General features: G+C 59.3%; 23 protein-coding genes. 6 read left to right on the top strand and 17 right to left on the bottom strand.

The window, feature by feature from the left end; genetic code table 11:
• The first annotated feature begins 208 nt into the window (after nt 1-208).
• Nucleotides 209-838, top strand: coding sequence for a bifunctional 2-polyprenyl-6-hydroxyphenol methylase/3-demethylubiquinol 3-O-methyltransferase UbiG (locus AD669_RS00715; RefSeq protein WP_053116503.1), 630 nt, complete (start codon nt 209-211; stop codon nt 836-838).
• Nucleotides 839-928: 90 nt separating this feature from the next.
• Here AD669_RS00715 and AD669_RS00710 read toward each other — a convergent pair whose 3' ends face one another.
• From AD669_RS00710 to AD669_RS00700, 3 genes are read right to left on the bottom strand one after another with little or no spacing between them, the layout of a single operon-like run.
• On the bottom strand, nt 929-3982 hold the full coding sequence (locus AD669_RS00710) for an efflux RND transporter permease subunit (RefSeq protein WP_053116502.1): 3054 nt from the start codon (nt 3980-3982) through the stop codon (nt 929-931).
• Nucleotides 3979-5043 carry an efflux RND transporter periplasmic adaptor subunit gene (locus tag AD669_RS00705; protein WP_053116501.1) on the bottom strand — a complete coding sequence of 355 codons (1065 nt, stop codon included), beginning with the start codon at nt 5041-5043 and terminating at the stop codon, nt 3979-3981. Before AD669_RS00705 ends, AD669_RS00710 begins: the two co-directional genes overlap by 4 nt.
• Nucleotides 5040-6143, bottom strand: a complete 1104-nt coding sequence (locus AD669_RS00700) for an efflux RND transporter periplasmic adaptor subunit (protein ID WP_053116500.1) — start codon at nt 6141-6143, stop codon at nt 5040-5042. Before AD669_RS00700 ends, AD669_RS00705 begins: the two co-directional genes overlap by 4 nt.
• A 212-nt stretch (nt 6144-6355) precedes the next feature.
• Between AD669_RS00700 and AD669_RS00695 the strand changes: the two genes are divergently transcribed.
• Nucleotides 6356-7552 carry an AAA family ATPase gene (locus tag AD669_RS00695; RefSeq protein WP_053116499.1) on the top strand — a complete coding sequence of 399 codons (1197 nt, stop codon included), beginning with the start codon at nt 6356-6358 and terminating at the stop codon, nt 7550-7552.
• 222 nt (nt 7553-7774) lie between these two features.
• Here the strand turns inward: AD669_RS00695 and AD669_RS00690 are convergent, their stop codons facing one another.
• The 4 genes from AD669_RS00690 to AD669_RS00675 are packed head-to-tail and all read right to left on the bottom strand — an operon-like array spanning nt 7775 to nt 10728.
• Nucleotides 7775-8647, bottom strand: a complete 873-nt coding sequence (locus AD669_RS00690) for a transporter substrate-binding domain-containing protein (protein ID WP_053116498.1) — start codon at nt 8645-8647, stop codon at nt 7775-7777.
• Entirely contained in the window at nt 8644-9426 is a 783-nt protein-coding gene (locus AD669_RS00685) for an amino acid ABC transporter ATP-binding protein (RefSeq protein ID WP_053116497.1), read from the bottom strand. Before AD669_RS00685 ends, AD669_RS00690 begins: the two co-directional genes overlap by 4 nt.
• The gene (locus tag AD669_RS00680; protein ID WP_053116496.1) at nt 9423-10082 is read right to left on the bottom strand and encodes an amino acid ABC transporter permease; all 660 of its coding nucleotides are present in this window, start codon (nt 10080-10082) and stop codon (nt 9423-9425) included. Before AD669_RS00680 ends, AD669_RS00685 begins: the two co-directional genes overlap by 4 nt.
• The gene (locus tag AD669_RS00675) at nt 10063-10728 is read right to left on the bottom strand and encodes an amino acid ABC transporter permease (protein ID WP_053116495.1); all 666 of its coding nucleotides are present in this window, start codon (nt 10726-10728) and stop codon (nt 10063-10065) included. The genes AD669_RS00680 and AD669_RS00675 overlap by 20 nt, the downstream gene beginning before the upstream one ends.
• Nucleotides 10729-10936: 208 nt before the next feature.
• On the opposite strand from AD669_RS00675, the gene AD669_RS28395 reads away from it, so the two are divergent.
• The gene (locus tag AD669_RS28395) at nt 10937-11104 is read left to right on the top strand and encodes a hypothetical protein (RefSeq protein ID WP_156316120.1); all 168 of its coding nucleotides are present in this window, start codon (nt 10937-10939) and stop codon (nt 11102-11104) included.
• Between the two features lie 279 nt (nt 11105-11383).
• Here AD669_RS28395 and AD669_RS00670 read toward each other — a convergent pair whose 3' ends face one another.
• From AD669_RS00670 to AD669_RS00635, 8 genes are all read right to left on the bottom strand, one after another.
• Nucleotides 11384-12181 carry a MetQ/NlpA family ABC transporter substrate-binding protein gene (locus tag AD669_RS00670; protein WP_007918708.1) on the bottom strand — a complete coding sequence of 266 codons (798 nt, stop codon included), beginning with the start codon at nt 12179-12181 and terminating at the stop codon, nt 11384-11386.
• A 258-nt stretch (nt 12182-12439) separates the two neighbouring features.
• The gene (locus tag AD669_RS00665) at nt 12440-13360 is read right to left on the bottom strand and encodes a sigma 54-interacting transcriptional regulator (protein ID WP_053116494.1); all 921 of its coding nucleotides are present in this window, start codon (nt 13358-13360) and stop codon (nt 12440-12442) included.
• Nucleotides 13361-13415: 55 nt separating this feature from the next.
• Entirely contained in the window at nt 13416-13997 is a 582-nt protein-coding gene (locus AD669_RS00660) for an alpha/beta hydrolase (RefSeq protein WP_053116493.1), read from the bottom strand.
• Between the two features lie 267 nt (nt 13998-14264).
• Complete coding sequence (locus tag AD669_RS00655; RefSeq protein ID WP_003220570.1) at nt 14265-14666, bottom strand: biopolymer transporter ExbD; 402 nt, start codon at nt 14664-14666, stop codon at nt 14265-14267.
• Nucleotide 14667: 1 nt separating this feature from the next.
• Nucleotides 14668-15393: a MotA/TolQ/ExbB proton channel family protein gene (locus tag AD669_RS00650; protein WP_053116492.1), complete on the bottom strand. Its 726-nt coding sequence runs from the start codon at nt 15391-15393 to the stop codon at nt 14668-14670.
• 44 nt (nt 15394-15437) lie between these two features.
• Nucleotides 15438-16247 (bottom strand): energy transducer TonB, encoded by an 810-nt coding sequence (locus tag AD669_RS00645; RefSeq protein ID WP_053116491.1) that lies wholly within the window; start codon nt 16245-16247, stop codon nt 15438-15440.
• A 283-nt stretch (nt 16248-16530) separates the two neighbouring features.
• Entirely contained in the window at nt 16531-17874 is a 1344-nt protein-coding gene (locus AD669_RS00640) for an aryl-sulfate sulfotransferase (RefSeq protein WP_053116490.1), read from the bottom strand.
• 23 nt (nt 17875-17897) lie between these two features.
• Entirely contained in the window at nt 17898-20258 is a 2361-nt protein-coding gene (locus AD669_RS00635; protein WP_053116489.1) for a TonB-dependent receptor, read from the bottom strand.
• Between the two features lie 165 nt (nt 20259-20423).
• Here AD669_RS00635 and AD669_RS00630 point away from each other — a divergent pair, with 165 nt between their 5' ends.
• Both AD669_RS00630 and AD669_RS00625 read left to right on the top strand, forming a co-directional pair.
• Entirely contained in the window at nt 20424-21368 is a 945-nt protein-coding gene (locus AD669_RS00630; RefSeq protein ID WP_053116488.1) for a LysR family transcriptional regulator, read from the top strand.
• A 190-nt stretch (nt 21369-21558) separates the two neighbouring features.
• Nucleotides 21559-23175: an alkaline phosphatase family protein gene (locus AD669_RS00625; RefSeq protein WP_053116487.1), complete on the top strand. Its 1617-nt coding sequence runs from the start codon at nt 21559-21561 to the stop codon at nt 23173-23175.
• Between the two features lie 104 nt (nt 23176-23279).
• On the opposite strand, the gene AD669_RS00620 is transcribed toward AD669_RS00625, so the two are convergent.
• On the bottom strand, nt 23280-24200 hold the full coding sequence (locus AD669_RS00620) for a TauD/TfdA family dioxygenase (protein ID WP_053116486.1): 921 nt from the start codon (nt 24198-24200) through the stop codon (nt 23280-23282).
• 181 nt (nt 24201-24381) lie between these two features.
• On the opposite strand from AD669_RS00620, the gene AD669_RS00615 reads away from it, so the two are divergent.
• Nucleotides 24382-25302, top strand: a complete 921-nt coding sequence (locus AD669_RS00615; protein WP_053116485.1) for a LysR family transcriptional regulator — start codon at nt 24382-24384, stop codon at nt 25300-25302.
• A 132-nt stretch (nt 25303-25434) separates the two neighbouring features.
• Here AD669_RS00615 and AD669_RS00610 read toward each other — a convergent pair whose 3' ends face one another.
• Nucleotides 25435-26448, bottom strand: a complete 1014-nt coding sequence (locus AD669_RS00610; RefSeq protein WP_053116484.1) for an ABC transporter substrate-binding protein — start codon at nt 26446-26448, stop codon at nt 25435-25437.
• Nucleotides 26449-26534: the final 86 nt, after the last annotated feature.

Here is a 26534-nt window from a genome sequence, read left to right as displayed (position 1 = left end):
CAGGCTTAGGGGTAGCCTGAAGGTTTTTTCATCGGGTCGATACTGTAAGAAGTAACAGGTGGGTATTGAGGCAAGATCAAAAGATCGCAGCCTGCGGCAGCTCCTACAGGATCGAGGCCGACCGTGGATGAACGCCTGTAGGAGCTGCCGCAGGCTGCGATCTTTTCGCTTATAGTCGGCACATCTCTCCCTGAACATGCACCCGACCATGAAGCAGACTCCCACCGACCTCGAACAGATCACCGCCACCACCCTCGGCCATTACAACTCGGTGGCCGAAGACTTCCGTGAAGGCACACGTGATCACGATGTCAGCCAGAATATCGATGCGCTGCTGCGGCATATTCAGGGTTCAGCGCCGTTGACGATTCTGGATTTCGGCTGCGGGCCGGGGCGGGATTTGCAGACGTTTACGCGTATGGGTCACGTTGCGGTGGGGCTGGATGGCTCTGAGGAATTTGCGCGGATGGCGCGTGAGGACAGTGGCTGTGAGGTGTTGCAGCAGGATTTTCTGAAGCTGGATCTCCCGGTTGAACGCTTTGACGGGATTTTTGCCAATGCGGTGCTGTTTCATGTGCCGTTGCAGGAATTGCCGCGGGTGCTCAAGCAATTGCATGGCGCTTTAAAACCCGGTGGGGTGTTGTTCAGTTCCAATCCGCGTGGGGATAACCGTGAGGGCTGGAACGGGCCGCGTTATGGCTCGTATCACGATCTGGCGGCGTGGCAGGGGTTGTTGACGGCGGCGGGGTTTGTCGAGCTGGAGCATTACTTCCGGCCGGCGGGGCTGCCGCGCGAGCAGCAGCCTTGGTTGGCCAGCGTTTGGCGGCGTGTTGGTTGAAGATCAAAAGATCGCAGCCTGCGGCAGCTCCTACATTGGAATGCGTTTCAATGTAGGAGCTGCCGCAGGCTGCGATCTTTTGCTTTTGCCTTAGGCAGTTTCTTTTTTCGGCTCGCGAATCTTGTACCAGGCCACGTACAGCGCCGGCAGGAACAGCAGCGTCAGCAGCGTCGCCACGACAATCCCGCCGATCATCGCGTAGGCCATCGGCCCCCAGAATACTTCGCGGGCGATCGGGATCATGCCCATGCTCGCCGCCGCAGCGGTCAGCAGGATTGGCCGGCGTCGATGCTCGGTCGCTTCCACCACCGCATCCCACGGCTCATAGCCTTTGCGTTCGAATTCATCGATCTGCGTGACCAGAATCACCGAGTTGCGGATGATGATGCCGATCAGCGCGAGAATCCCCAGAATCGCCACGAAGCCCATCGGCGTACCGGTCGGCACCAGCGCCAGCACCACGCCGATCAGCCCCAGCGGCGCGACACTCGCCACCAGGAACATCTTCTGCACGCTGTGCAACTGGATCATCAGGAACGTCGCCATCAAGAACAGCATCAATGGCAACACCTTGGCGATCGGGCCTTGGGCCTTGCCGCTCTCCTCGACCGTACCACCGGTGGCGACTTTGTAGCCGACCGGCAATTTTTCAGCGAAGGCATCAATCGATGGCTTGAGGATTTTCACCAGGTCGGTCGGCTGAATCTCGTCGCGCACCGAAGCCTTGATGGTGATGGTCGGCAAACGATCGCGACGCCACACCAGCGGTTGCTCCAGCTCATAACGAACCGTGGCGAATGCGAGCAGCGGGATCGAGGTGCCGCTCGGTGTGACGATCTGCAGGTTCTGCAGGGTTTCCGGGGTACCGCGTTCGGAATCCACCGCACGACCGACCACGTTGATCAGGTAGATATCGTCATCGACCTGGGTCAACGGCGAGCCACTGACGATGCTGTTCATCAGGTTGGCGACGTCTTCGGACGACAACCCGAGCTGGCGCGCCTTGTCCTGTGCGATGTCGATGCGCAGGACTTTGCCCGGCTCGTTCCAGTCGTAAATGATCTCGCCGATGTGCGAGTTTTTGTCCAGTTCGGTGGCGAGGTCGATGGCGTGCTTGCGCACCTGATCGATGTCCTTGCCGCTGACCCGGTACTGAATCGGACGCCCTACCGGCGGGCCCATTTCCAGTGCCTGCACGTAGCTGCCGATGCCGACGAACTCTTTGCGCAGACGCTCACGCAGCCGTGCGCTCAGAGCCTCGCGGGACTCGAAGCCTTTGCTGACGATCACCAGTTGCGCGTAGTACGGGTTTTGCAATTGCTGGTCGAGTGGCAGGTAGAAACGGATCGCGCCCTGACCGATGTAGGTGCTCCAGCGCACGATGTCCGGGTCGCCCTTGAGGGTTTCTTCGAGCTTGTCGACGGCCTTGCGGGTTTCGTCGATTGAGGCGTTTTGCGGCAGGTTCAGGTCGACCAGAATTTCCGGACGATCCGAGGCCGGGAAGAACTGGTTCTGCACGAAACGCATGCAGAAAATCGACAGTGCAAACAGCAGCACGGTGATACCGATCGCCCACCAACGGTTGCGCATGCTCCACAGCAAACCGCCGTTGAATGCGCGGCCAATGCGCCCTGGTTCAGCGGCGTGGGGTTTCACGTTGGCGCTGAGGATGTGCACGCCGATCACTGGCGCGAAGAACACCGCGACGATCCACGAGACGATCATCGCCACCGCGATCACCGCAAACAGCGTGTAGGTGTACTCACCAGCGGAGCTGGCGTTGAGGCCGATCGGCACGAAACCGGCGACGGTCACCAGCGTACCGGTGAGCATCGGGAACGCGGTCGAGGTGTAGGCGTAAGTCGCGGCCTGCTCCTTGGTCTCGCCCATTTCCAGGCGCGTGACCATCATCTCCACCGTGATCATCGCGTCGTCCACCAACAGGCCGAGGGCGATGATCAACGCACCGAGGGAAATCCGCTGCATGGTGATGCCGCTGTATTCCATGAAGACGAAGACCATCGCCAGCACCAGCGGAATCGAGCACGCCACCACCAGACCGGCGCGCACGCCGAGACTGATAAAGCTCACCACCAAGACGATGATCACCGCTTCGAACAGCGCGCTGGTGAAGCCGCCAACAGCTTCTTCCACCACCACGGCCTGATCGGAAACGGTGTGGATGCCGACGCCTACCGGCAGGTCTGCGGTGACTTGATCGATGCGCTCATGCAACGCCTTGCCGAACGCCTGGACGTTGCCGCCCTTCTGCATGGCGATCGCCAGACCGATTGCCGGTTTGCCGTCGAAACGGAATTCCGGGGTGGCCGGGTCGACGTAACCGCGACTGATCTCGGCGATGTCGGCCAGACGATAGAAGCGGTCGTTGAGCTTGAGGTTGACCTCGGCCAGGTCTTTCTCCGAGGCGAATTGCCCCGACGTGCGCACGGAAATCCGCTCCGGCCCGGCCTCGATCACACCTGCCGGGGTCACGGCGTTCTGCGATTGCAGGCTCTCTACGACCTGGCGCTGATCGATGCCCAGCGCGGCGAGTTTGCGCGTGGAGAAGTTCAGGTAAATCACTTCGTCCTGCTGGCCGACCATTTCGATCTTGCCCAGCCCCGGCACGTTGCGAATCTCCGCCCGCGCCTGCTCCACGTAGTCGCGCAACTGGCGCATGGTCAGGCCGTCGGCGGTAAACGCGTAGACCGAACCGAACACATCACCGAACTCGTCGTTGAACCCCGGGCCTTGAATGCCTTGGGGAAATTGCCCGCGAATATCGTTGATCTTCTTGCGCACCTGGTACCAGATTTCCGGGATGTCCTTGGCACTGGTGGTGTCGCGCAGGTACACGTACACCGTCGATTCGCCGGGGCGCGTGTAGCTTTTCACGTAGTCGAGGGAGTCCAGCTCTTCGAGTTTTTTCTCGATGCGGTCGGTGACCTGCTTGAGCGTTTCCTCTTGGGTCGCGCCCGGCCATTTGGTCTGGATCACCATGGTTTTGATGGTGAACGACGGGTCTTCTTCGCGACCCAGATTGAAGTAGGAAAACACCCCCATCAGCAACGCGACGAACATCAGGTACCAGACGAAGGACTGGTGTTTCAGGGCCCATTCGGAGAGGTTGAAAGAGCCTTTCATTGACTGTCCTCGTCAAGTTTCACTGATTGTCCGGGTTTGAGACTGTTGACGCCGGCGCTGACCACTTGCTCGCCGTTCTTCACGCCACCGGCCAGCACCACGGTGCTGTCGGTGCGGCTGACGACGGTGACATCGCGGGGGCTGACGGTTTTGTTTTGGGTGTCGATCACCCAGATCCGTGTTTTGCCATCGACTTCCTGCAACGTGGTTGCCGGCAGTTCGATGCGCGGTTTGATCGCTGAGCTGAGGGTCACGCTGATCGCGGTGCCGAGACGGAAACCTTCCGGCGTATCAGTCAGGGTCAGACGAGCGCGGCGGGTGCGCGTGGCGCTCTGTGCCTGCGGTTCGATTTCGCGGATGACCGCTGTAGTTTTGATGCTGGGATCGAGTTGCGCAGCGACCAGAAACACCACGTCCTTGGTGATCTGATCGACCAAAGTGTCCGGCAGATCGATCACCGCTTCCTTGATGTCCGGTTGCGCCAGCGTCACCACTTGTTGACCTGCCGTCACCACTTGCCCGGCCTCGGCGTTCCACGCGGTGACCACGGCTTTGTGGTCGGAACGCAGCTCGGTGTAGCCGAGTTGATCCTTGCTCTGATTGACCGCCGCCCGCGCCTGATCGAGCGAGGCCTGAGTGGTTTTCAGGTTAGTGGTGGCCTCGTCGAGTTGCGCCTGCGCGCCGACGCCGCGATCAAACAGCGCTTGCTGACGTCGCGCATTGGCTTGTGCGTTGATCAGTTGCGCTTCGATTTTTGCCAGATCGCCCTGCGCCGAACGCAGCTGATTCTGCTGATCGGACGGGTCGAGGGTGGCGAGCAACGTGCCCTTCTCCACTTCGGTGCCGACATCGACGTTACGGCTGGCAATGCGCCCGCCGACACGGAAACCGGTGTTGCTCTCGTAACGCGCCTGAATGCTGCCGGCAAAGCGGCCGAGGGTTTCTTCGTTCAAGGCCTCTACCTTGACCGACAACACCGGGCGCACCGGCTCCGGAGGCGGCTCCTTCTTGGAGCATGCCGCGAGCAACAGCCCGACGGCCAACAGCCCGAAACGCTTCATGGCTGCGCTCCCATTTCCAGATCCTTGTAGGTGTTCTCGGCAATCTCTACTTTCATGCCCGGGTGCAATAACTGGCCGCCGGCGATGATGACTTTTTCGCCGCCATTGAGACCTTCGCTGATGATCACTTTGCCGGTCAGGTAACGGCCGACCGTGACCGTGTGCAATTGCGCTTCGCCCTTGTCGTCGACCAGCCACACGGCGGGGTCGCTGACATTTTTGGTCAGCGCCGACCACGGCAAAGCCACCGCCGATTTACCGGTGCCCTTGGCCGTCGCGCTCACTACCGAACCGAGTTGCATGCCCGGCGGCAGTTTGTCGAGGGTGACTTTGACTTGCACGGTGCCGGACTGCGCGGACACCGACGGGGTGATTTCGCGCACGGTGCCGGTGGTTTTGATCTCGGGATTGTCGAGCAGGCTGACGGTGATTTTGTTGTCGGTAGGCCGCTCGGCCAGCAGCGACTCGTAGACGTTGAACACCGCATCGCGATCGCCATCGCGGGCCAGACTGAAAATCGGCGCCGTGGCTTGCACGACCTGGCCAACTTCGGCCTGACGCTCAGTGATGACACCCGGCGCATCAGCAATCAGCGAGGTGTAGCTGAGTTGATCCTTGGCATTGGCCAGTTGCGCCTGAGCCGCGCTCAAGGCGCTTTGGCTACTGCGCAACGCGGCTTGCGCGGTATCGAATTCGCTTTGGCTGGTGTAGCCCTTGGGCAGCAGCTTTTGCTGACGCACAAACGCCGCAGCGCTCTGCTTGACCCGCGCCTGTTCGGCGACGACCTGAGCCTGAGCGGAATCGACGTTGGTCTGCAAATCCTTGGGATCGAGTTTGGCCAGCACTTGCTTGGCCGTGACACGGTCGCCGACGTCGACCGAACGCTGGATGATTTTGCCGCCGACGCGGAACGACAATTCTGTCTGCACGCGCGCCTGCACATCACCGGTCAGTGTCACCGAGGCCGCGTAATCCGCGGGTTTCACCTCTTGAACAAAGACTCTCGGCAGGTACTCCTGGGGAGCCTTCTTTTCGCCGCAAGCGGTCAGCAAGGCAATGGCGCTCAAGGCCATTACCACTTTAATTCCGGGACCCGCCATGCAGACTCCTTGGCATTTTTAGACGATCAGGACGATACGACTTCAGAGCTTAGAACAGGGTTCAACCATTGCTCATGCGAATAACAGATTAAACACCGAAGGAGCTGCCGAAGGCTGCGATCTTTTGCTTTTTTGCGGAAAAGATCAAAAGATCGCAGCCTTCGGCAGCTCCTACAGGGGGTATTCTGCGACGGATTCGGAGGATCTCATTCATGCTCAACACCCTGGCGGTGGCCAATTACCGCTCGATCAACAAATTGGTGATTCCGCTGGGCCGGCTCAACCTGATCACCGGCCCCAATGGCAGTGGCAAGTCCAACCTCTATCGGGCCTTGCGCCTGCTGGCGGAAACCGCGCAGGGCGGTGTGGTCAATGCACTGGCGCGTGAAGGCGGACTGGATTCGACGTTCTGGGCCGGACCGGAAACCATCAGCCGGCGCATGCGCAACGGCGAGGTGCCGATCCAGTCGACGGTGCGCCAAGGCGTGAAGCGTTTGCGCCTGGGCTTTGCCGGGGAAGATTTCAGTTATTCGATCAGCCTCGGCCTGCCCGATTCCAACGGCCATTTCATGCTGCCCGAGCACTCGCGGCCAATCCCTTCGCGCTTCAGCCTCGACCCGCAGATCAAGCGCGAATGCATCTGGGCCGGTCCGCATTACCGCCCCGCCAGCCTGTTGGTCGATCGTGACGGCCCGATGATCCGCGCGCGCAACGAGCGCCAATGGAATGTGCTGGCGCAGCACACGCCGAACTTCGACAGCCTGTTCGATCAGGTTGGCAGCCTGCGCAGCTCGCCGGAAGTGTTCCAGATGCGCGAATTTATTCGCCGCTGGCGTTTTTATGATCACTTTCGCAGCGACGCCGACGCACCGGTGCGTCAGCCACAACTGGGCACGCGCACACCGGTGCTGCACCACGACGGGCGCGATCTGGCGGCGGCGTTGCAGACCATTATTGAAATCGGTGACGGCGACGCGATGCGTGCGGCGATTACTGATGCCTTTCCGGGGGCGCGCTTGCATATCGACGCTCAGGCGGGTGGACGCTTTGCCATCGAGTTCTATCAGGAAGGTTTGCTGCGGCCACTGTCGGCGGCGGAGTTGTCGGACGGGACGTTGCGTTATTTGTTGTTGGTCGCGGCGTTGCTGACACCGAGGCCGCCGTCGCTGATGGTGCTGAACGAGCCGGAAACCAGCCTGCACCCGGATCTGCTACCGGCGTTGGCACGGTTGATCATTCGTGCGTCGGAGCAATGTCAGGTGTGGGTGGTGTCGCATGCGCGGCGGTTGATTTCGGCGTTGCAGGAGGATCCGGAGTGCAATTGCATTGTGCTGGAGAAGACGCTGGGGGAGACCGGGATTGTCGGGCAGAAAGTGCTGGAGACGCCGGCGTGGTATTGGCCGGATTGAGTGCTTCCGTCAAAAGCCCCTCACCCTAGCCCTCTCCCGGGGGGAGAGGGGACTGATTAGGGGATGCTCCAGAGTGACGCCGACCTGAAAATGCTGCTGTGAATCCATAATCGACTCGGTTTTTCAGGTCGATGTATGACGCAGGACACCTCGGTCGGCCCCCTCTCCCTCCGGGAGAGGGCTGGGGTGAGGGGCAAGCCTCACCACCGACCCATCAGACAATCACCCCTGCCACTTGCCCCCTTCAACAATCACGCTCTCAGGCTTGGTGTCATCGCTCAGTTCTTTACGCACATATTGGTCGTACAGCTTGAGCAGATATTTCTCTTCACCCAACTTCGTCAGCTCGGTATTCACCCAGTCACGCAGTTCGATATTGCCCTTCTTCACCGCCGGTGCAATCGGCGCTTCGGCACCGAGTTTATCCTCCAGCACGCGATAGCCCGGGTTCTGCTTGGCCCAGCTGAACAGCACCAGATTGTCCTGCGCATAAGCATCGCCGCGACCATTGGCCAGGGCTTGCAGCGACTCGGAGTTTTTCTCGAACTTCAGCAGTTTCCAGTCCGGGTGATTCTTGGTCAGCCAGATATCGGCAGTGGTGCCGGTGGTGACGATGGTGGTGCGGGTCGCCAGGTCATCCAGGTTTTTCACCGAGCTGCTCTGCGGCACCAGCGCTTGCACCGCGACCTTGAGGTTCGGGTTGGTGAATTCCACCGCTTCCTTGCGCTCAGGCGTCACGGTCATGTTGGCGAGGATCAGGTCGACCTTGTCGCTTTGCAGAAACGGAATACGGCTCGCCGGTTCGACGGCAACGAATTCGACCTTGTTTTCATCGCCGAGCAGATCCTTGGCGAAACGACGGCCGATGTCGGTATCGAAACCTACGTAGCGCCCCGCTTCATCGACAAAACCGAACGGCGGCTTGTCGGTAAACACGCCGACGATCAGTTTGTCGCGGGCCTTGATCTTGTCCAGATAACCGGCCGGCGCGGTGCTTTCGCTGGCGACTTTCGGCTTTGGCGGTTCTTCGGTTTTGCTGCAACCGGCAAGCAAGGCGAGGCTCAGTAGGGGCAGTAAAAAAGCGGCAGTTTTCATAACAGTTCCAGTTCCTTTGTCGGATTCGTTTTTGGCAGTGTTGCAACGAAGGAGAACTTCTCCAGAAACTGCTGCGCGCGTGCGGTTTGCGGGTTCGTAAAGAAAATCTCGGGTGGGGTCTGTTCAAGGATGCGCCCGGCATCCATGAACACGATGCGGTCAGCCACCGCGCGGGCGAAGGCCATTTCGTGGGTGACGATCAGCAGGGTCATGCCCTCACGGGCCAGGCCCTGAATGACCTGCAAAACTTCCTTGACCATCTCCGGATCAAGGGCGGCGGTGACTTCATCGAAGAGCATCACCCGTGGGTTCATGCACAGCGAACGGACGATGGCGATGCGTTGCTGCTGGCCGCCGGAGAGCTGACGCGGAAACGCATCGCGCTTGTCCAGAAGTCCCACGCGTTCAAGCAAGGCTTCAGCTTGTTGCTGCGCTTCACGGCGCTGACGCTTCTGCACCTTGAGCGGGCCGAGCAGCAAATTGTCGAGCACGCTCATGTGCGGAAACAGGTGATAACTCTGAAACACCATGCCGATCTGCTGGCGGATATCACGCCAGTCGGTGGCCTTGTCGAGCAGCTCGCGGTCGACAAATTTCAGGCTGCCGCTGTGGGCGACTTCGAGGCCATTGAGGCAACGCAGCAAGGTGCTTTTGCCGCAGCCGCTGGGGCCGAGGATGACGATCACTTCACCGCTCTGCACTTGCAGATCGATGCCGTTGAGCACCTGCTGCTCGCCGTAGAATTTGTTGAAACCGTGAAACTCGATCAATGCGCTCATGCTTGCGTCCAGCGCCGCTCCAGCACGCGCGAGGCGGCCGACAGCGGGTAGCAGATGAAAAAGAAAAACAGGAACAGCACGCCGTAGATCAGCACTGATTCGTAGGTGCGTTCGATGATCTGCTGGCCGACCTTGATCACGTCGACCACACCGATCAGTACCGCCAGCGAACTGGTTTTGATGATTCGCGTGTAGACGTTGATGGTCGGCGGCGTCATGCGTTTCAGCGCTTGCGGCAGCAACACGTAGCCATAGAGTTGCGCGGCGTTCAGACCAATCGACAGCCCCGCTTCACGCTGCCCGCGCGGCAACGAATGCAGCGCACCGCGCGCCACTTCGCCGACCTCGCTCGCGCCCCACAGCGATAGCACCAGCACTGCGCACCAGAAACTCGGAATGCTCAGGCCAAAGAAAATCGGCAAGCCAAAGAACAACAGGTACAACCAGACCAGCACCGGGATCGCCCGGAACAGCTCCAGATACACCCGCAGAATCGCGTTCAGCCACGTCACGTTCAACGTGCGCAATACACCGTAGAGCACGCCGCCGACGGTGCTGATGGCGATGCTCAGAAACGAGATCGACAAGGTTTGCCCGGCGCCTTTTGCCAGTTGCGGCAACGACACCCAAAGCAATTCAAGACCCGAACTGGCCATGCTGGAGCCTCCTTTCCAGACGGCTGAGCAACAGCGACAGCGGCAAGAACAACAGCACGCAGATCAGCGTCAGCACGGCGAGCATTTCGTAGGTTTTGTAATAGAGCGCGATGTAGCTCTTGGTGGTGTAGAGAATTTCCGGCACCGCCACCGCCGAGACTACGGTGGTTTCCTTAAGCAGGAAAATGAAATTGGCGAACAGCGACGGCAGGCTGAGAATCCCCGCTTGCGGCAGGATCACATAGCGCAGCAACTGCCCGTGCGACAGGCCGATGGAGCGCCCGGATTCCAGTTGCGCCTGCGGCACCGCGTCGACGCCGGCGCGCAGCACTTCAGTCAGATAGGCGCCGCCGAGGAAAGTCATGGTGATGATCGCGGCGGTGAAACCGGACACCTGAATCCCTACTGCCGGCAAAGCGAAGTAGACGAAAAACAACTGGATCAGCAGCGGCGTGTTGCGCGCCAGTTCTACGTACAGGCCGACCAGTTTTTGCAGGTACGGCGTGCGGAACACCAGAATCGTCGCGTTGAGCAGCGCCACCACCAGCGAGGTGCCAATGGCGATGAAACCGACCTGCAGCGTCACACCCACGGCTTTGAGAAACGCCGGCAGCGTGCTGAGAATAAAAGCGTAATCGAAGGTCATGAAGCGTCCTGGACATCGCTCGGTAAGCGACGGTCGTGCAGTCCATGGACAGCGGGTGGCTGTCCGGCAGGCACTGACTTTATAGGTATAAAAACAAGAATTTAAATACCGTTAAAGCATATTGATATCACTCAAAAAACTATCCTGTCGGTTTGCCGGGAAGGAATAAGAAGGCTATTTTTCCTTGCGCTGTAGGACGGATCTTTTTTTGATTCAGGCCCTCCAAGGACGCACAGCTTTTGGTCAGACTCCTCCGGCCGAAACCAATTACAAGGAAGAGAACATGGACGTAAAAGCGCCGCAGCGGCTGGATCCGCAGGAGATTTTGAAATTGTTGGTGGCGTTGAGGCGGGCGTTGAAGGCTCAAGTGGCTTGAGAATCAGGAGCACCCTCACCCCAACCCTCTCCCGGAGGGAGAGGGGGCTGACCGAGGTGTCTTTCGTCCAACATCGACCTGAGAGATTGAGTCGATTATGGATTCAGCAGAGTTCTTTCACGTCGGCGTACTTCTACGACATCCCCCAATCAGTCCCCTCTCCCTCCGGGAGAGGGCTAGGGTGAGGGGCTTTTCTATCGCACACACAAAAACGCCGATGCCCATCACTGGCCATCGGCGTTTTCACACCTTGAAGGGGGTGTTCACTCAAGCGTCAGATCAGAACGCCGGCAGTACCGCGCCGTTGTACTTCTTCTCGATGAACGCTTTCACTTCCGGGCTGGTCAAGGCTTTGGCCAGTTTCTGGATCGCGTCGCTGTTCTTGTTGTCCTCACGGGCCACCAGGAAGTTCACGTACGGCGAGTCAGCACCCTCAATCACCAACGCATCTTTCTGCGGGTTCAGCTTGGCTTCCAGCGCGTAGTTGGTGTTGATCATGTCCAGATCAACTTCCTTCAGAACGCGTGGCAGCAGGGCCGATTCCAGTTCCTTGAACTTGAAGTTGTGCGGGTTCTTGGCGATGTCTTTCGGCGTTGCCAGAGCGTTTTTCGGGTCTTTCAGCTCGATCAGGCCAGCCTTCTGCAGCAGGATCAGCGCGCGGCCGCTGTTGCTGCCTTCGTTCGGGATAGCGATGGTCGCGCCGTCTGGCAGTTCAGCCAGGGTTTTGTACTTGCTCGAGTAACCACCGAACGGTTCAACGTGCACGCCTTGCACAGTCACCAGGTACTTGGATTTATCGTCCTTGTATTTACCCTGGTTGAAGCTGTTCAGGTACGGCAGGGTCTGGAAGTAGTTGGCGTCCAGACGCTTCTCGCCCACTTGCACGTTCGGCTGAACGTAGTCGGTGAAGACTTTGATTTCCAGATCCACGCCTTCTTTGGCCAGGGTCGGTTTGATCAGCTCAAGAATTTCAGCGTGCGGCACCGGCGTTGCGGCAACCACCAGTTTCTCGCCGGCGTTAGCCAGGGAAGCCGTCAGAGCAGCCGCCAATGCGGTAAACAACAGAACCTTTTTCATGCAGTGTCCTTATCGAAAATCGGTCGTCATCGACGACGGCATCTAATACGAGTGCCAGTGAAGTGATATCGCTGGCGTGGGTCGGACAATACCGGGATTTTATATTCCCGGACAATAACGTTTATTCACGTTGATATTCCATTTTGTTCATACACGCGGTTTAGACGTGTAGGAGCTGCCGAAGGCTGCGATCTTTTGATTTTCAATAAGTTAAAACGTTGAAAAGCAAGATCAAAAGATCGCAGGCTGCGCCAGCTCCTACAGGAGACCGGTGTTTTTCAGGAGCTGTTTGAGGGCGGCCTGGTCAGTCGTGGAGCCGGTGGCGATGATTTGTTTGATCTGGTTTTCGATTTGGTTCAGCACGGGGGGCAGGTTCAGATGCTCCGGCAGAATCTCGTCACCAGTGCTCACCAGCAACGCAAAATGAATGACGTTTTCCAGCTCACGGGTGTTGCCCGGCCAGCTGTGTTGTTCGAGCACGTGTTGCGCGGCTTCGCTGATCAACGGCACCGGCAGGTCGAGGCGCTGACTGTAGATGCCGAGGAAATACTCGGCCAGCGAGAGGATATCGCCGATCCGCGCGCGCAACGCCGGTAGCTCGAGATGACCTTCGCTGAGATAGTGATAGAGCCGCTCGTGGAATTTCCCCGCATCCACCGCTTGTGCCAGATCGATGCTGGTGGCTGCGACCAGGCGCACGTCCACCGGGCTCGGTTGATGCGCACCGACGCGAGTGACCTCGTGGTTTTCCAGAGCCGCGAGCAATTTGATCTGAATCGGCAGCGGCAGATCGCCGATTTCATCCAGGTACAACGTCCCGCCATTGGCCGAACCGAACCACCCCGCGCGACTGCTCGCCGAGCCGCTGAACGTGCCGGCGGCATAGCCGAACAACTCGGCATCGGCGTAGGTCGGGCTGATCGCGCCGCAATTGACCGAGACGAATAAACCGCTGCGATCACTGGCGCGATGGATATGGCGGGCGAGCAATTCTTTACCGGTGCCGGTCTCGCCACGGATCAATACCGAGATCGAGCGCGGGGCCAATTGCTCCAGCTCTTCGCGCAACTGACGTGAGCGCGGATCGACGAACACCAGCGCTTTGGCGCGGATGCTCAGGGGGCTTTTTTCTGCATCGGGAAAGGTCAGCAACGGCTGACCGAAAGTGTCGAAACTCATGGCAGACTCCCGCCCAAAACCGCCGGGAGACGGGGGCGATCAAAGAAAAAACAAATCAGGCGCGACGGCGAGCGTGGTGTTCCATACGGTTTTGCAGGCGATAGAGATAAGCAAAACCCTGCTCCCAACGCTGATGCCCGGACTTGACGTTAATGTGCCCGGCACCGGCGAGAATCCCCGCCTCGGCGCCCCAGTTGCGCGCCAGTTCCATGGCACGCGGCGCACTCACGGCCGCATCGTTGTCGGAGCTGACCACCTGGCTTGGAAACGGCAGCAGATCTGTCGGAATCGGTGCGAAATTGCGCAGCGCGGGTGCGCAGGCCGGACGTTCGACATCCGCCGGCGCGACCAGCAAGGCGCCGCGCACCTGACGCAGGTATTGCACGGGCGCAGTGGCAGCCCAATGGGCAACGGTGACGCAGCCGAGGCTGTGGGCGATGAGGATGACGGGCGTGCTGTCAGCGGCAATTGCCTCGGCCAGCGCAGCGACCCAATCTTCACGACGCGGCGTCAGCCAATCGGCCTGCTCGACCCGCGCGCTGTTCGGCAGGCTGTTCTGCCAGTGGCTTTGCCAATGATCTTCCGGCGATCCTTGCCAGCCCGGCACAATCAGATAGCGAATTGATTCGTTGCGCATGGGGAGCTCTCCTGCGTGTCTGTTCCTGAAGGAGTATAGGGAGGGGATTTATATTCGTTAAGGAATAAGAAGCTATTTATTAAGATCTGAAACGAATATGACAAATATCCTGTAGAAGCTGCCGAAGGCTGCGATCTTTTGATCTTGCTTTTAAAATCAAAATCAAAAGATCGCAGCCTTCGGCAGCTCCTACAGGGTTGGTGTTCGAGAAATAAAAAAAGGGCCGCACCCTGCCAAGGAGACGGCCCCGGAAAAACGTAAAGCCTGTTACCGCGCCGTGATCACCGACAACTTGGTAATCCCCGCCCGCTCAATCGAAGCCATCGCTCGCGCCACTTCGCCGTAATTCACTCCGTCATCCGCCTGCAATTGCACGCGCACTTCCGGATCCTTGGCCTTGGCCGACTTGAGGTTGAATTCCAGCAAGTCCGGCTGAATCTCATCCTTGTTGATAAACAATTTGCCGGCACCGTCGATGCTCACCACCAGCGGATCCTTCTGCTCGACCGGCGCCACCGCCTCAGTCTTCGGCAGGTTGATCGGTATCGCGTTGGTCAGCAGCGGCGCGGTGACGATAAACACCACCAGCAGCACCAGCATTACGTCCACCAGCGGCGTCACGTTGATCTCGCTGAGCACCTCATCACTGTCTTGCGTGGAGAAGGCCATATCAGGACGCCTCCTTCACTTTTGCCGCGTTGCCCTGCGCTGCAACCTTATGCGCGGTCGGATGGATCAACACGCGGAACGAGCTCTTCTGCGCCAGGCTGTAGAAGTCGTGAGCGAAGTCATCGAGATCCGCCGCCGTCAGTTTCAGACGACGTAAAAAGTAGTTGTAAACCAGCACCGCCGGTACCGCGACGGCGATCCCCACACCTGTGGCGACCAGTGCCGCACCGATCGGGCCGGCAACCGTTTCCAGGCTCGCCGAACCGGCCGCGCTGATGCCTTTCAACGCTTCCATGATTCCCCATACCGTGCCGAACAAACCAATGAACGGCGACGTACTGCCAATACTGGCGACTACTGCCAGACCGGTTTCCAGCGAACGGCGTTCGCGGACGATCTGCTGACGCAAGGCGCGCTCCAGTCGATCCTGATGGTTGATCGCCTGGCTCAAATCCGTGGCCTGTGGCGCCTCACCCACTTGAATCGCTGCGTAACCAGCCTGCGCTACTCGCGCTGCAGCACCGGGTTGGGTCTCGCTCAATTCAGCAGCGGAATCCAGACTCGACGCCGCCCAGAAGCGTTTATGAAAACGGCGATCCTGCGCCTTCAAACGACCGAACTGCACAGCCTTGAGCAATGCCAGGCCCCAAGTGGCGACGGAAAAAACCACCAGCAGCCAGATCACCGCGCTTTCGATGGATTCCAGTGGAGATGCCAGTAACGTCATGATGTATTCCTCGTGTAAACGTTTCGCGCGAATTTGGTTTCGGTTTAATGAATCTTGAAATCGATGGGCACGCTGACCCAGCCGTCCTGGGCGACATCACCCTGCTTGGCCGGGACGAAACTCCAACGTTTCACGGCGCTTAACGCCGCATCGTCGAGCTGTTGCCGACCACTGCTTTTTGCTATCTGGATCTCGCCCGGTTTACCGCTGGCCAACACATGCACGCGCAGCAACACCGTGCCTTCCCAACCGCGACGCTGAGCCAGCGAGGGGTATTCCGGCGCCGGGTTTTTCAAGTACGCGGCGTTGGCCGAGGCCGGGGTTACCGGAGCCGGCGCCGGTGGTGCAGGTGGCGCTGGCGCAGCGACCGGGGCGGCCGGTTTTGGCGGCGCCGGTGGTTGCTCGACCGCTTTCGGCGCCGGTTTCGGTGGCTGTTTAACCACCGGTTTCGGCTTTGGAATTGGCTTCGGCGGCGGTGGTTTTACGGCAAGCTCGTCCTCAACCGGCGGCGGTGGTTCGACCACAGGCGCTGGAGGTGGCGGCTCGATAACCGGTGGCGCTGGCGGTGCCGGGCGCGAAAATTCGATGGTCATCGGTGGAATTTCTGGCGGCACGATTGGCAGCGTTGGCGTCGGCTGCTGGTTGATCCAGTAGATCACCGCGCCATGCGCCAACAGCGCCAACACACCCAGCAGGATTGCCTCGCGCCGACTCAAGATGCCTTTGGGGGCACGCTGCAAACTTTGCTGCCCCAACGGCACACGGTGCGGCCGGCCAAGATCGACCAGTTCGCCACTCGGCGTCTGACGCCACAGCAATTCCTCTGCGCTGGCGGCGGTCTGGACATTGCCCATTGATTCACTCCCTGCGGTCTTTTTTGCGTTCTCTTTACCAAGCCGTCGATTCGCCGTTTGTTGAAGCCCCCACCGCGATCGATGGGTGAATCATTGGCTTAGACGCTTATCTCCGAAAGTAATCTTTAACGTTATCCATAGGCTTTTATGGAATATACGAGCTGATCACTTTCACCAAAGCCACGGCCCATAAGGGCTGTAGCAATGCGGTGAAAACAGCATGCTTTTCAGGCATTGAAAGTATTCGCGCAACGCATCGACAAAGACCCGATGCGCGCCTCGACTAGCGACTGGCGTTGGTCTGCTGCACGCCCACCACCGGTGCAATCACAGCGGTTTCGGAGCGCGGCGTACCCTGCGGCACCCAGTCATAACTCACAGGTAACGCGCGATACACCCAATTGCTGACGGCATCGCTGCCCGGGGCTTTGCCCAGATACGGGCTGACGTATTCCCAGACGTTTTCGCCGCTGGCCGTGACCTGGAAAAACCGTCCGTTCATGCCTTCGTCGATCAACGTATTGCCGTTGGGCAAACGCCGCGCACTGCTGATGAAGGAGCTGTAAAACGCCCACCCCGGCTGCTTCGAATTGGCGGCGCTGTACTGCCAGACGATTTCGTTTTTTACCGGATCAATTTCCAGCACTCGCGAGCCGGAAATCAGCCCGAGGGTGACGTTCGGATAACCCGCCGAACCCTGGTTGTCGAACACCAGCACATTGCCCGCGCCCGGAAGCCCGGCCGGAATGATGTGGGCGTCATGCTGACCGACAAATTGATCGACCGGACGAGGCAGCGTCCGCGCGGTTTTCGGGCTGGCCAAGGGCAGATTCGGCCCCAGACGCCAGACCACTTTGCCGCTGCTTTTTTCGATGATTGCGATGAAGTTGGCGTTGCGCGAATCGAACAGCAGATTGTCCGGATTGAAACGCTTGTCACCGGCATCGAACCACTTGTTCGGCCCGACTACGCTGAGGTTATTGATGTGCAGGTAATCCGCATCCTCGCTGCCGCGCACCAGTTTCAATTGCTCTGGGGTGAAGCCGAATTCGTTGAGGTGCTCCGACGCCAGCCATTGCCATTTCACCGCACCGTCGGGGCTGACTTCATAGATCGCATCGTCGATCACCTCGGGGACTTTGAAGCCTTTGATCGGGTGCACTTTGTTCGCCAGCACCACGGTGTTGCCGTTGCTCAACCGGCGTTGATCGTGATGCTGCTGCGCCGCACCACCGGGCGCCTTGTCGCCCCACTGCCAGACGACTTTGCCATTCCAGTCCAGTTCGCCGACGCTCTGATTGCCCAGGCCATTGCCGGCTGAACCGAGTTTGCCGGGATCCTTGTCACTCAGTTGCAGCAGGACATGCCCGCGCTCGCCGCCGACCAGTTTCGGGTCGATGATCGCTGAGGGGAAACCTGCCTGAGGCCAGTTCTTGACCTCGTTGCCGTTCATGTCGATCAGGTGCGTCTGCTTGTCGGCGCCGCTGAAAATCACGTACTGATTGAAGGCTTTGTCCGGGTCGTAACGGGTGACGCCAGTCGGGTAAACGCTCGGTGCGGCGAAGGCGCCAGCGCTAAACACCGCGCCGGACAACAACAGCGGAAAAGCCGTTTTGATGCGCAACATGATGCAGCTCCTTGAATGACTTGTCAGAAGTCGTAGCGACCGGTGACGCCGAGGGTGCGCGGTGTGCCGAGCAGGCCTTCATAGCCGCCGTTGCCGCCCGTCCACAGGGTCGTGTAGTAGGTTTTGTCGAAGGCGTTTTTCAGCCACAGCGAGATGTCCCACTGCCCTTGGTTGAAGTCGCCGCGCAGGCCGGTGGAAAGGTTGACCACCGCGTAACTCGGGATCTGCCCATAGTCGGAATCCTCGACCGTGCCGACGGCTTTCGAGCGGAAGGCATAGCTGCCGGTGACGTACGGTTCGAAGCCGTTATCGAGATTCCATTTGTATTCGCCGTTGGCGTTGCCGATCCATTTCGAAGCGCCGACCACTTGGTGACCGCTGAGGTCGCAAGAGGCTGGAGCACCCGGTGCCTGACTGATTTCCGGCGGGCACGGCGCGTCTTTGTAGGAGAGGTAGCTGACGTCGTTGAAGGAGCCGTTGAAGTTAAGGGTCAAGCCGCGCAGCGGGATCACCGTGCTTTCAAACTCGACGCCGCGCGAGCGCACGGAGCCGGCGTTGGTCAGGTATTGCACGCGGTTGACGTCGTCGTAAGCGTTGGTCTGATAGGCGTTGACCTGCGTCCAGAAGACGTTGGCGTTGAGCTGCAAACGACGATCCCACAGCGTACTTTTGAAACCGAGCTCGGCGTTGTTTGCGCGCTCGGTGCCGATCAACAACGAGTCGGCGCCGGCGGCGGGTGCAGAGCCGACCGAGAGGTTAACGCCACCGGATTTTTCACCGTGGGACACGGTCGCGTAACCGAGCACATCGTCGGTGATGCGATAGCTGAGGTTGAGCAAACCGGACGGGCTGGAACTGTACTGATTCAAATCGCCGGAATCGTAGGCGCCGGCACGTCCGCGCCGCGCCGTTGCCGCTGCACCCGTCACCGCCGCGCCACCGACCGGCGCATCGCGAGTGACCCAGGCGTTCTTCTCTTCATAGGTGCCGCGCACGCCGGCGGTGAAATCCAGGCGCTCGGTCAGATGCCAGGTGCCTTGGGCAAACAGCGCAAAACTGTCGGTCTTGATATGGCCGTTGCCGACGCTGCCAATGTTGGCCAGCGCACCGGCCGGCGTACCGTTCCAGATGTCCGCTTGCGGGCCGTAATAGGCGAAGGATTTGTTGTCCAGATCGTTGCCGAAGTAGTAGACGCCGACGACGTAATCGAAGAACTCGCCCTTGGGCGACGCCAGGCGAAATTCCTGTGAGTACTGTTTGTCTTCTACCGAAACACCAGCGTTGTAAGTCGACGCGACGTTGAGACCATCGTCATTTTTCGGGGTGAAATTCCAGAAGCGGTACGAGCTGATTGAGGTCAGAGTGAAATCGCTCGGCAGTGCCCAATTGGCTTCAACCGAGGTGCCGCCCTGATGCACGGTGACGTGCTGATCGCTGTCCAGATTGACCTTGCGGTGCGAGCCGTTGACCAACGTTGCCCCGGCCGCCGCTGCCCGCGCCGAGTAAAGATTGACGCCGTTGATGGTCGGCCCGGTGTCGTACAGCACGCGGGTGCCGGCACTGGAATCCTCTTCGTTGTAGTCGCCGATCCAGCGCAGATTGAAGTCTTCGTTGGGCTTGAACAGCAACTGGGCGCGGAAGCCATCGCGCGAGCCGCCGTTCAAATCATGGCCGTTGTATTCGTTCTTGATGTCGCCGTCACTGCGCGTGCGGTAGGCGGAAAAACGTCCGGCCAGCTCATCGTTGAGCGGCCCGGAAATCGTGCCTTTGGTTTGGAAATAACCGTCTTCGCCAACCGAAGTTTCGATGCTGCGCTCAGGCGTGAAGGTCGGCGCGCGGGTGCTGATGTTGATCACCCCGGCGGTGGTGTTTTTGCCGAACAGCGTACCCTGCGGCCCACGCAAAACTTCGAGCTGTTCGATGTCCATCAAATCGAACACCGCCATGCCTGGACGGCCAAGATAAACGTTGTCGATGTACAGCCCGACGCTGCCTTCCAGACCATCGCTCGCCGGGTTGTTGCCCAGGCCTCGGATCGACACGCTGGACTGCCGCGCGTGCATGTAGGCGACGTTGACGCTCGGTACCAGTTGCTGCAAATCCTGAATCCGGTAAACCCGTTGCGTCTCCAGATTCTGGCCGCTGACCACGCTCATCGGCGTCGGTACATCCTGCGAACTTTCTTCGCGGCGGCGAGTGGTCACGGTCACGGTTTCCAGCTGCGAACTGTTGGCCGCCGGTTTGCCTGCGGGTACCGGCGTCGGGGTTTCCGTTTCGGCGGCGTAGCTGTGAGTCCAACTGGCGCTCCCTGCCAGCAACAAGGCCAGAGGCAGGCGTTTGAGCCGTCGTGGTGTTAAGGGTGACGCTAGGTTCAACGGACTCATGGCGCGGCTCCTGGTCAAAAAACACACAGACATCTTCAGCGCTGCATATTCTTTTAAGTTATTTATTTATGGATTTACAAATATTTACTGCATAAGAGATTGCCTTTATAAGGAGTCGACCTAATGCATATCCAATGCATTTCCCGGATATTTTTTATGTGAAAAATGCATATCGACTTGCGGCAACTTCGTCACTTCATCGCCCTGGCTGAGCAACGCAGCTTTGTCGCCGGCGCGCAGGCCGTGAACCTGTCGCAGTCGGCGTTCAGCCGCAGCATTCAGGCGCTTGAGCACAGCGTCGGCTGTCAGTTGGTCGACCGTGGGCGCAAGGAATTACCGCCGACCAAACAGGGCCAGGTGCTGCTCGAACACGCGCGGCGGCTGGTCAGTGGTGCGCAGCAAATGGCCAACGAGATCAGCCAGTTCAATGGGCTGGAGGCAGGGGAATTGCGCTTTGGATGCGGGCCGGCGCCAGCAGCAGGTTTGATCCCGCGCGCAATTGGCAGCTTCATCGGTCGCTACCCGAAAGCGCGGGTGCAGTTTCAGGTCGATGATTGGCAGAGTTTGAGCAAACGCTTGTTGAGCGAAGAGTTTGAGTTCTTCGTTGCGGACACTCGGCATTTCGAGGCGGATCCGGATTATCTGACGCATCGGTTGCGCCCGCGTAAATGGCATTTCTGCTGCCGCGCGGGGCATCCGTTGACGGCATTTGATCGAGTCACCGCCGAGCAATTGATGAGTTATCCGTTGGCGGTGAGCATCCGCCCGCCGAACCTGCGCAAGGTGATTGTCGACCTCAGCGGCCGCCCGGATTTCACCCCGAATGTGGAGTGTGAAAACAGCTCGAGTCTGCTCAGTGTGGTGCTGCGTTCGGAGGCGATCGGGATTGTCGGCGCGTATTCGGACGCCCTGCATCAGGCCAAGGGTGAGCTGGTGTGTTTGCGGGTTGAGGGTTTGGCGGATGATCTGGAGGAGCTGTATACGCGCTATGGGATTGTCAGCCGCGCGGGGTATCGGTTGTCGCCGTTGGCGGAGGCGATGATTGAGCAGATCAAGGTGATTGATGCGGTGGATGAGGAGGTGTGTTCGCTGCAGAATCTCGCCGTCTGATCGGGCCTCTTCGCGAGCAAGCTCGCTCCCACAGGGGAACGCGGTCTAAATGTGGGAGCGAGCCTGCTCGCGAAGGGGCCAGTGCAGGCAACGATGCACTCCCTGCATAAACCCCATTCCCCAAATGCACTTGCCGAACACCCCCACCGAAAGCGAAAACCCTCGCCTGTCCCACTGACCGGTGAACCCCATGCCCACCTCGCCAAACCCCGTGCGCAACGTGCTGTACATCATGTGCGATCAACTGCGCCGCGATTACCTGTCCTGCTACGGCCACCCACATTTGCACACGCCGAACATCGATCGCCTCGCCGCCGCCGGCGTACGGTTCAGCCGCGCCTACACCCAAGGCACGATCTGCGGCCCATCGCGGATGTCGGCCTACACCGGGCGTTACGTCAGCAGTCATCAAGTCGCCTGGAACGCCGTGCCGCTGCCGCTGGAAGAACTGACGATCGGCGATTACCTGCGCCCGCACGGCATCCGTACCGCGCTGGTTGGCAAGACTCACGCAACGGCGAACGTGGATGCCTTGCAACGTCTGGCGATCAACCCCGAGAGCGAGCAAGCCGAAATTCTCAACGAAGTCGGTTTCGAACCGTACATGCGCCACGACGGCATCTATCCCGACGATCCGCTGTTCGATGACAAACGCGAATCTGCGCCCTACACCCATTACCTGCGCGAGCACGGTTTCGAGGGCCGCAACCCTTGGCACGACTGGGCCAACGCCGCCGAAGGCGACAACGGCGAAATCCTCAGCGGCTGGCAAATGCGTCATTCGAAACTGCCAGCACGAATTCCCGAGCAACACTCAGAGACTGTCTACACTACAAATCGAGCCATCGACTTCATCACCGAGCAAGGCGAGAAATCGTGGTGTTTACACCTTTCCTATATCAAACCGCACTGGCCCTACATCGTACCAGCGCCGTACCACGCCTTGTACAGTACGAAATCGATTCTCGAACCGATCCGCGCGACGCCCTCCGAAGCCAGCAAACACCCCGTATACACTGCCTTTCGCCAGCATGAGGAAAGCCTCAACTTCTCCCGCGATTCAGTACGATTGACTGTAATCCCCACGTACATGGGCCTGGTCAAGCAAGTCGATGATCAACTCGGGCGACTGTTCGATTTTCTGCAGAGCAATGGCCGTTGGGATGACACGTTGATCGTGTTCACCAGCGATCACGGCGACTTTCTGGGCGATCACTGGCTCGGCGAGAAGGAGTTTTTGCTGGAGCAGGCGGTGGGCGTGCCATTGATCGTGCGCGACCCTCGGGCGGCGGCGGATTCCACGCGCGGCACGGTGGATGATCGGCTGGCGGAAACCATTGATGCGTTGCCGACGTTTCTTCAAGCGCTGGGATTGCCGGCGGCGGAGCATCGACTTGAGGGTCGTTCGTTGATCCCGCTTCTGCACGGAGAGAATCCGGACTGGCGCCGCTATGCGATCAGCGAATACGACTACGCGTTTCAGGCGCCGGCACGTGAGCGACTGGGCCAGCCGATCGATCGTTGCCGCATGACCATGGTGCGCAGCGAACGCTGGAAATACCTGGCGTACGACGGCTTTCGGCCGCAGTTGTTTGATTTGCTGAATGATCCACAGGAGCTGCGTGATTTGGGCGAGGATCCGGAATTCGCGGCGGTGCGCGAGGAGCATGCAGGGTATTTGTTTGAGTGGGTGCGGGGGTTGAAGCGGCGCACGACGATCAGTCATCAGGAGATTGATGGGCGTGGTCAGCGGTTTCGCTACGGTGAGCCGGAATCCGAGAAAGTCGTTCAGATCGGCGTTTGGTGATTCCGGTAGGAGCTGCGGCACGCTGCGATCTTTTGATCCTGATCTTCAGATCAAAAGATCGCAGCCTCGTTTCACTCGACAGCTCCTACAGGTATCGAGCTCGATCAGACGCCGACGATGTCCGCGCCTTTGATAGTCTGGCTACGCTGCCCGTTCGCCCCCACCGGCACCTCACCCTTCAACGTCACCCGACGCACCACCCGATCCTGAGTCCCGTAATCATCAATCGCATAATGCTGCGTCGAACGGTTATCCCAGATCGCCACATCACCCGCCTTCCAGCGCCAGCGCACAGTGTTTTCCTGACGGATCACATGGCTCTGCAAAAGCCCAAACAAATGCGCCGAATCAGCCTGCGAGTAACCTTTGATGCGTTTAACGAAATGCCCCAACAACAAGCTCTTCTCGCCGCTGATCGGGTGCACGCGCACCACCGGGTGCTCAGTCTCGTAAACAGTCGATGTGAAAACCTTGCGATAGCGCTCCAGCTTCTCTGCCGACACGTCCGGTTTCGCACTGGCGTAGTCGTACTCGTTGCTGTGCACGGCGACCAGTTTATCGGCCAGTTCGCGCAGCTCAGTCGGCAAGCCGTTGTACGCCGTCGCGGTGTTGGCCCACAGGGTGTCGCCACCGAAGGCCGGGGCCACCACCGAGCGCAGGATCGAGGCTTTCGGGTAAGCATCGACGAAGGTCACGTCGGTGTGCCAGGAGTTGGCGCGCTGACCTTCAGCGCCGTCCAGTTCGAGCAGATAACGCGTGCCTTCACGGGACGGCACGGTCGGGTGCGCCACCGGTTCGCCGAGCAAATGAGCAAAGGCTTCCTGACGCTGATCGTCGAGCTGAGTCTGTTCGCGGAAGAACACGACTTTGTACTGAACCAGTGCCTGTTGAATGGCTTCGACGGTGGCGGCGTCCAGTTCACCGGACAAGTGCACGCCACGAATCTCGGCGCCGATACGACCGGCCACCGGGTGAATTTCCAGCGCGTGGACAGCGGGTTTTACTGCGAGTGCGGCATTGCTCATGGGTAGACCCTCATCGACTGCTTACGGTTGGGTGGCAGCGAAACATTGCTCTATCTATATTCCATTTACATCTAATAGATATTCACATGCTTCGTTGACGGAATAAGAGCTTGCATTTAAAACCTCTAGCAACCCTCGTCGCAAATGCCTTCGAGCTATTTTTAGGATGCCGGAAAAGCATATGGATCTTCGCCAGTTGCGCTACTTCATCGCCCTCAACGAACACCGCAGTTTTGTCCGTGCGGCGGACGCGATGGGCATCACCCAACCGGCGTTCAGCCGCAGCATTCAAGGGCTGGAGCAAGAATTCGGCTGCGTGCTGGTGGATCGCGGCAACAAGGATTTACGCCCCACCCCCGAAGGCCAAGTGGTGCTGCAACACGCCCTGAGCCTGGTACAAGGCGCGGCGATGCTCAGCGCGGAAGTGACGCAGATGACCAAGCTCGATGCCGGCGAAGTGCACTTCGGTTGCGGCCCGGCGCCGGCGGTGAAACTGGTGCCGGATGCAGTGGCGCAATTCATCAATGCGCACCCGAAAGTGCGCACCTGTTTTCAAGTGGATAACTGGGAAAAACTCAGCCGCGCGCTGAGCCGTGAGGAGATCGAATTTTTCATCGCCGACATTCGTCATTTCGAGGCGGATCCGAACTTTCAGACGCAAGCACTGACGCCCAAGCGCGGAGTGTTTTTCTGCCGTCCGGGGCATCCGTTGTTGGCCAAGGAAAGCCTGTCGACCAACGACATGTTCGACTACCCGCTGGCGACCACGCGGATCCCGCCGGGCATTCGTAAACTGCTGGCGAATCTCAGCGGCAGGATCGATTTTTCGCCGACCATCGAGACCGAGCATTTTCCGGCACTGGTGAAAGTGGTGCTGCAATCGAATGCGATTGGCGTCGGTACGGAAGAGGCGTTTGTCGAGGACATTGCCAAGGGTTCGCTGGTGCTGCTGCACTGGCGTAATTTGCCGCAGAACCTTGAGAGCATGAATGCGCGCTGCGGGATTGTCAGCCGTACCGGGTTTCGGCTGTCGCCGGCGGCGCGGGCGATGATTGAGACGCTGGTGGCGGTGGATCGAGAGGAACATCGCGTCGCTGTTTAAAGAGGATCGTTCCCACGCTCTGCGTGGGAATGTAGCCCGCGGACGCAGAGCGTCCATTGATGCATTCCCACGCAGAGCGTGGGAACGATCGGTACCCCTGTAGGAGCTGCCGCAGGCTGCGATCTTTTGCTTTTAGAGCTTGGCCGCTGCCAACCCAGGCGCCACCCATTCATTGACCTTGAACGGCTTGCGAATCAGCCTTTGCTGCGCCGCCAGATCGACCTTGTCCTGCAAGCTACCCAGGAACGCCGGATCCAGCGTCGACGGGAATACCTCGCTCAGTTTCTGATCTTTCAGATCTTCAGTGAGGATCACCGGCGGATAACTCGCCAGCCCTGACACCAACTGCACGTACGCATCCTTGTTGCTGTCCTGCGTCAGCCACTCCACGGCCTGCTGCTGCGCCTTTAACAACTTCGCCACCGCTTCCGGATGCCCATCAACAAACTTGCCGCTGCCCACCAACACCGACTGCACACTGCCGGCCCCGCCCAAATCCTTGGTGTTCAACGGCAACTCGGCCAGGCCCTTGATTTGCAATGCCGCCAACCCGGAACTGCCCCACGACGCATCAATCTGCTTCGCCGCCAGTGCAGCGGTCGCGCCGGTGAAGTCGAGGTTAATGACCTTCAGATCCTTCTCGCTCAAGCCCTGACTGGCCAGCGCCGCGTCAAACGACAACTGCGTCGCGGTGCCCTTGAAGATCGCCACACGCTTGCCCTTCAGATCCTGCAAGGTCTTGATCCCGGAACCCGGCACCACGCCGAGATACTGCTTCACCCCGCGCGCACCGGCATTTAGCAGCCGCGTATCGAGGCCGTTGGACTTGCCAATGATCGCCGCCAGATCCCCGAGATACGCCAGATCTACCTGACCATTGGCAAACGCCTCATTGATCACCGGCCCCGCACCCTTGAAGAAATTCCACTGAATCTTGATGCCCTGATCAGCGAAAGCCTTTTCAAAAATTTGCTGATCACGCAGCACGTCGACCACACCGCCGCCACTGTGCTGAGTGCCGGCGCTCAGGTCAGGCACGGCGATGCGGATTTCCTTCAGCTCATCGGCCTGCGCCGTCAGCGTGAGAAAACCCGCCAGCGCCGGGGCGGCAAACAGACTGATGACACGTTTGAAAGGAAGGTTCATGGGTGCGGCTCCTTGATCAATACAGGCGTTAAGAAGCCGAAAGTAGGCCGAAGCACTACCTACGCTTAAATACTATAAAAGCACAT

Source organism: Pseudomonas sp. P1.31 (assembly GCF_001269815.1).
Taxonomy (GTDB): domain Bacteria; phylum Pseudomonadota; class Gammaproteobacteria; order Pseudomonadales; family Pseudomonadaceae; genus Aquipseudomonas; species Aquipseudomonas rustica.
This window is presented reverse-complemented; position numbering and strand designations above follow the sequence as displayed.

Bases quoted from the DNA above. Each gene is read 5' to 3' on its own strand.
- AD669_RS00715 (WP_053116503.1), top strand. From the start codon at position 209: ATGAAGCAGACTCCCACCGACCTCGAACAGATCACCGCCACCACCCTC.
- AD669_RS00710 (WP_053116502.1), bottom strand. From the start codon at position 3,982: ATGAAAGGCTCTTTCAACCTCTCCGAATGGGCCCTGAAACACCAGTCC.
- AD669_RS00705 (WP_053116501.1), bottom strand. From the start codon at position 5,043: ATGAAGCGTTTCGGGCTGTTGGCCGTCGGGCTGTTGCTCGCGGCATGC.
- AD669_RS00700 (WP_053116500.1), bottom strand. From the start codon at position 6,143: ATGGCGGGTCCCGGAATTAAAGTGGTAATGGCCTTGAGCGCCATTGCC.
- AD669_RS00695 (WP_053116499.1), top strand. From the start codon at position 6,356: ATGCTCAACACCCTGGCGGTGGCCAATTACCGCTCGATCAACAAATTG.
- AD669_RS00690 (WP_053116498.1), bottom strand. From the start codon at position 8,647: ATGAAAACTGCCGCTTTTTTACTGCCCCTACTGAGCCTCGCCTTGCTT.
- AD669_RS00685 (WP_053116497.1), bottom strand. From the start codon at position 9,426: ATGAGCGCATTGATCGAGTTTCACGGTTTCAACAAATTCTACGGCGAG.
- AD669_RS00680 (WP_053116496.1), bottom strand. From the start codon at position 10,082: ATGGCCAGTTCGGGTCTTGAATTGCTTTGGGTGTCGTTGCCGCAACTG.
- AD669_RS00675 (WP_053116495.1), bottom strand. From the start codon at position 10,728: ATGACCTTCGATTACGCTTTTATTCTCAGCACGCTGCCGGCGTTTCTC.
- AD669_RS00670 (WP_007918708.1), bottom strand. From the start codon at position 12,181: ATGAAAAAGGTTCTGTTGTTTACCGCATTGGCGGCTGCTCTGACGGCT.
- AD669_RS00665 (WP_053116494.1), bottom strand. From the start codon at position 13,360: ATGAGTTTCGACACTTTCGGTCAGCCGTTGCTGACCTTTCCCGATGCA.
- AD669_RS00660 (WP_053116493.1), bottom strand. From the start codon at position 13,997: ATGCGCAACGAATCAATTCGCTATCTGATTGTGCCGGGCTGGCAAGGA.
- AD669_RS00655 (WP_003220570.1), bottom strand. From the start codon at position 14,666: ATGGCCTTCTCCACGCAAGACAGTGATGAGGTGCTCAGCGAGATCAAC.
- AD669_RS00650 (WP_053116492.1), bottom strand. From the start codon at position 15,393: ATGACGTTACTGGCATCTCCACTGGAATCCATCGAAAGCGCGGTGATC.
- AD669_RS00645 (WP_053116491.1), bottom strand. From the start codon at position 16,247: ATGGGCAATGTCCAGACCGCCGCCAGCGCAGAGGAATTGCTGTGGCGT.
- AD669_RS00640 (WP_053116490.1), bottom strand. From the start codon at position 17,874: ATGTTGCGCATCAAAACGGCTTTTCCGCTGTTGTTGTCCGGCGCGGTG.
- AD669_RS00635 (WP_053116489.1), bottom strand. From the start codon at position 20,258: ATGAGTCCGTTGAACCTAGCGTCACCCTTAACACCACGACGGCTCAAA.
- AD669_RS00630 (WP_053116488.1), top strand. From the start codon at position 20,424: ATGCATATCGACTTGCGGCAACTTCGTCACTTCATCGCCCTGGCTGAG.
- AD669_RS00625 (WP_053116487.1), top strand. From the start codon at position 21,559: ATGCCCACCTCGCCAAACCCCGTGCGCAACGTGCTGTACATCATGTGC.
- AD669_RS00620 (WP_053116486.1), bottom strand. From the start codon at position 24,200: ATGAGCAATGCCGCACTCGCAGTAAAACCCGCTGTCCACGCGCTGGAA.
- AD669_RS00615 (WP_053116485.1), top strand. From the start codon at position 24,382: ATGGATCTTCGCCAGTTGCGCTACTTCATCGCCCTCAACGAACACCGC.
- AD669_RS00610 (WP_053116484.1), bottom strand. From the start codon at position 26,448: ATGAACCTTCCTTTCAAACGTGTCATCAGTCTGTTTGCCGCCCCGGCG.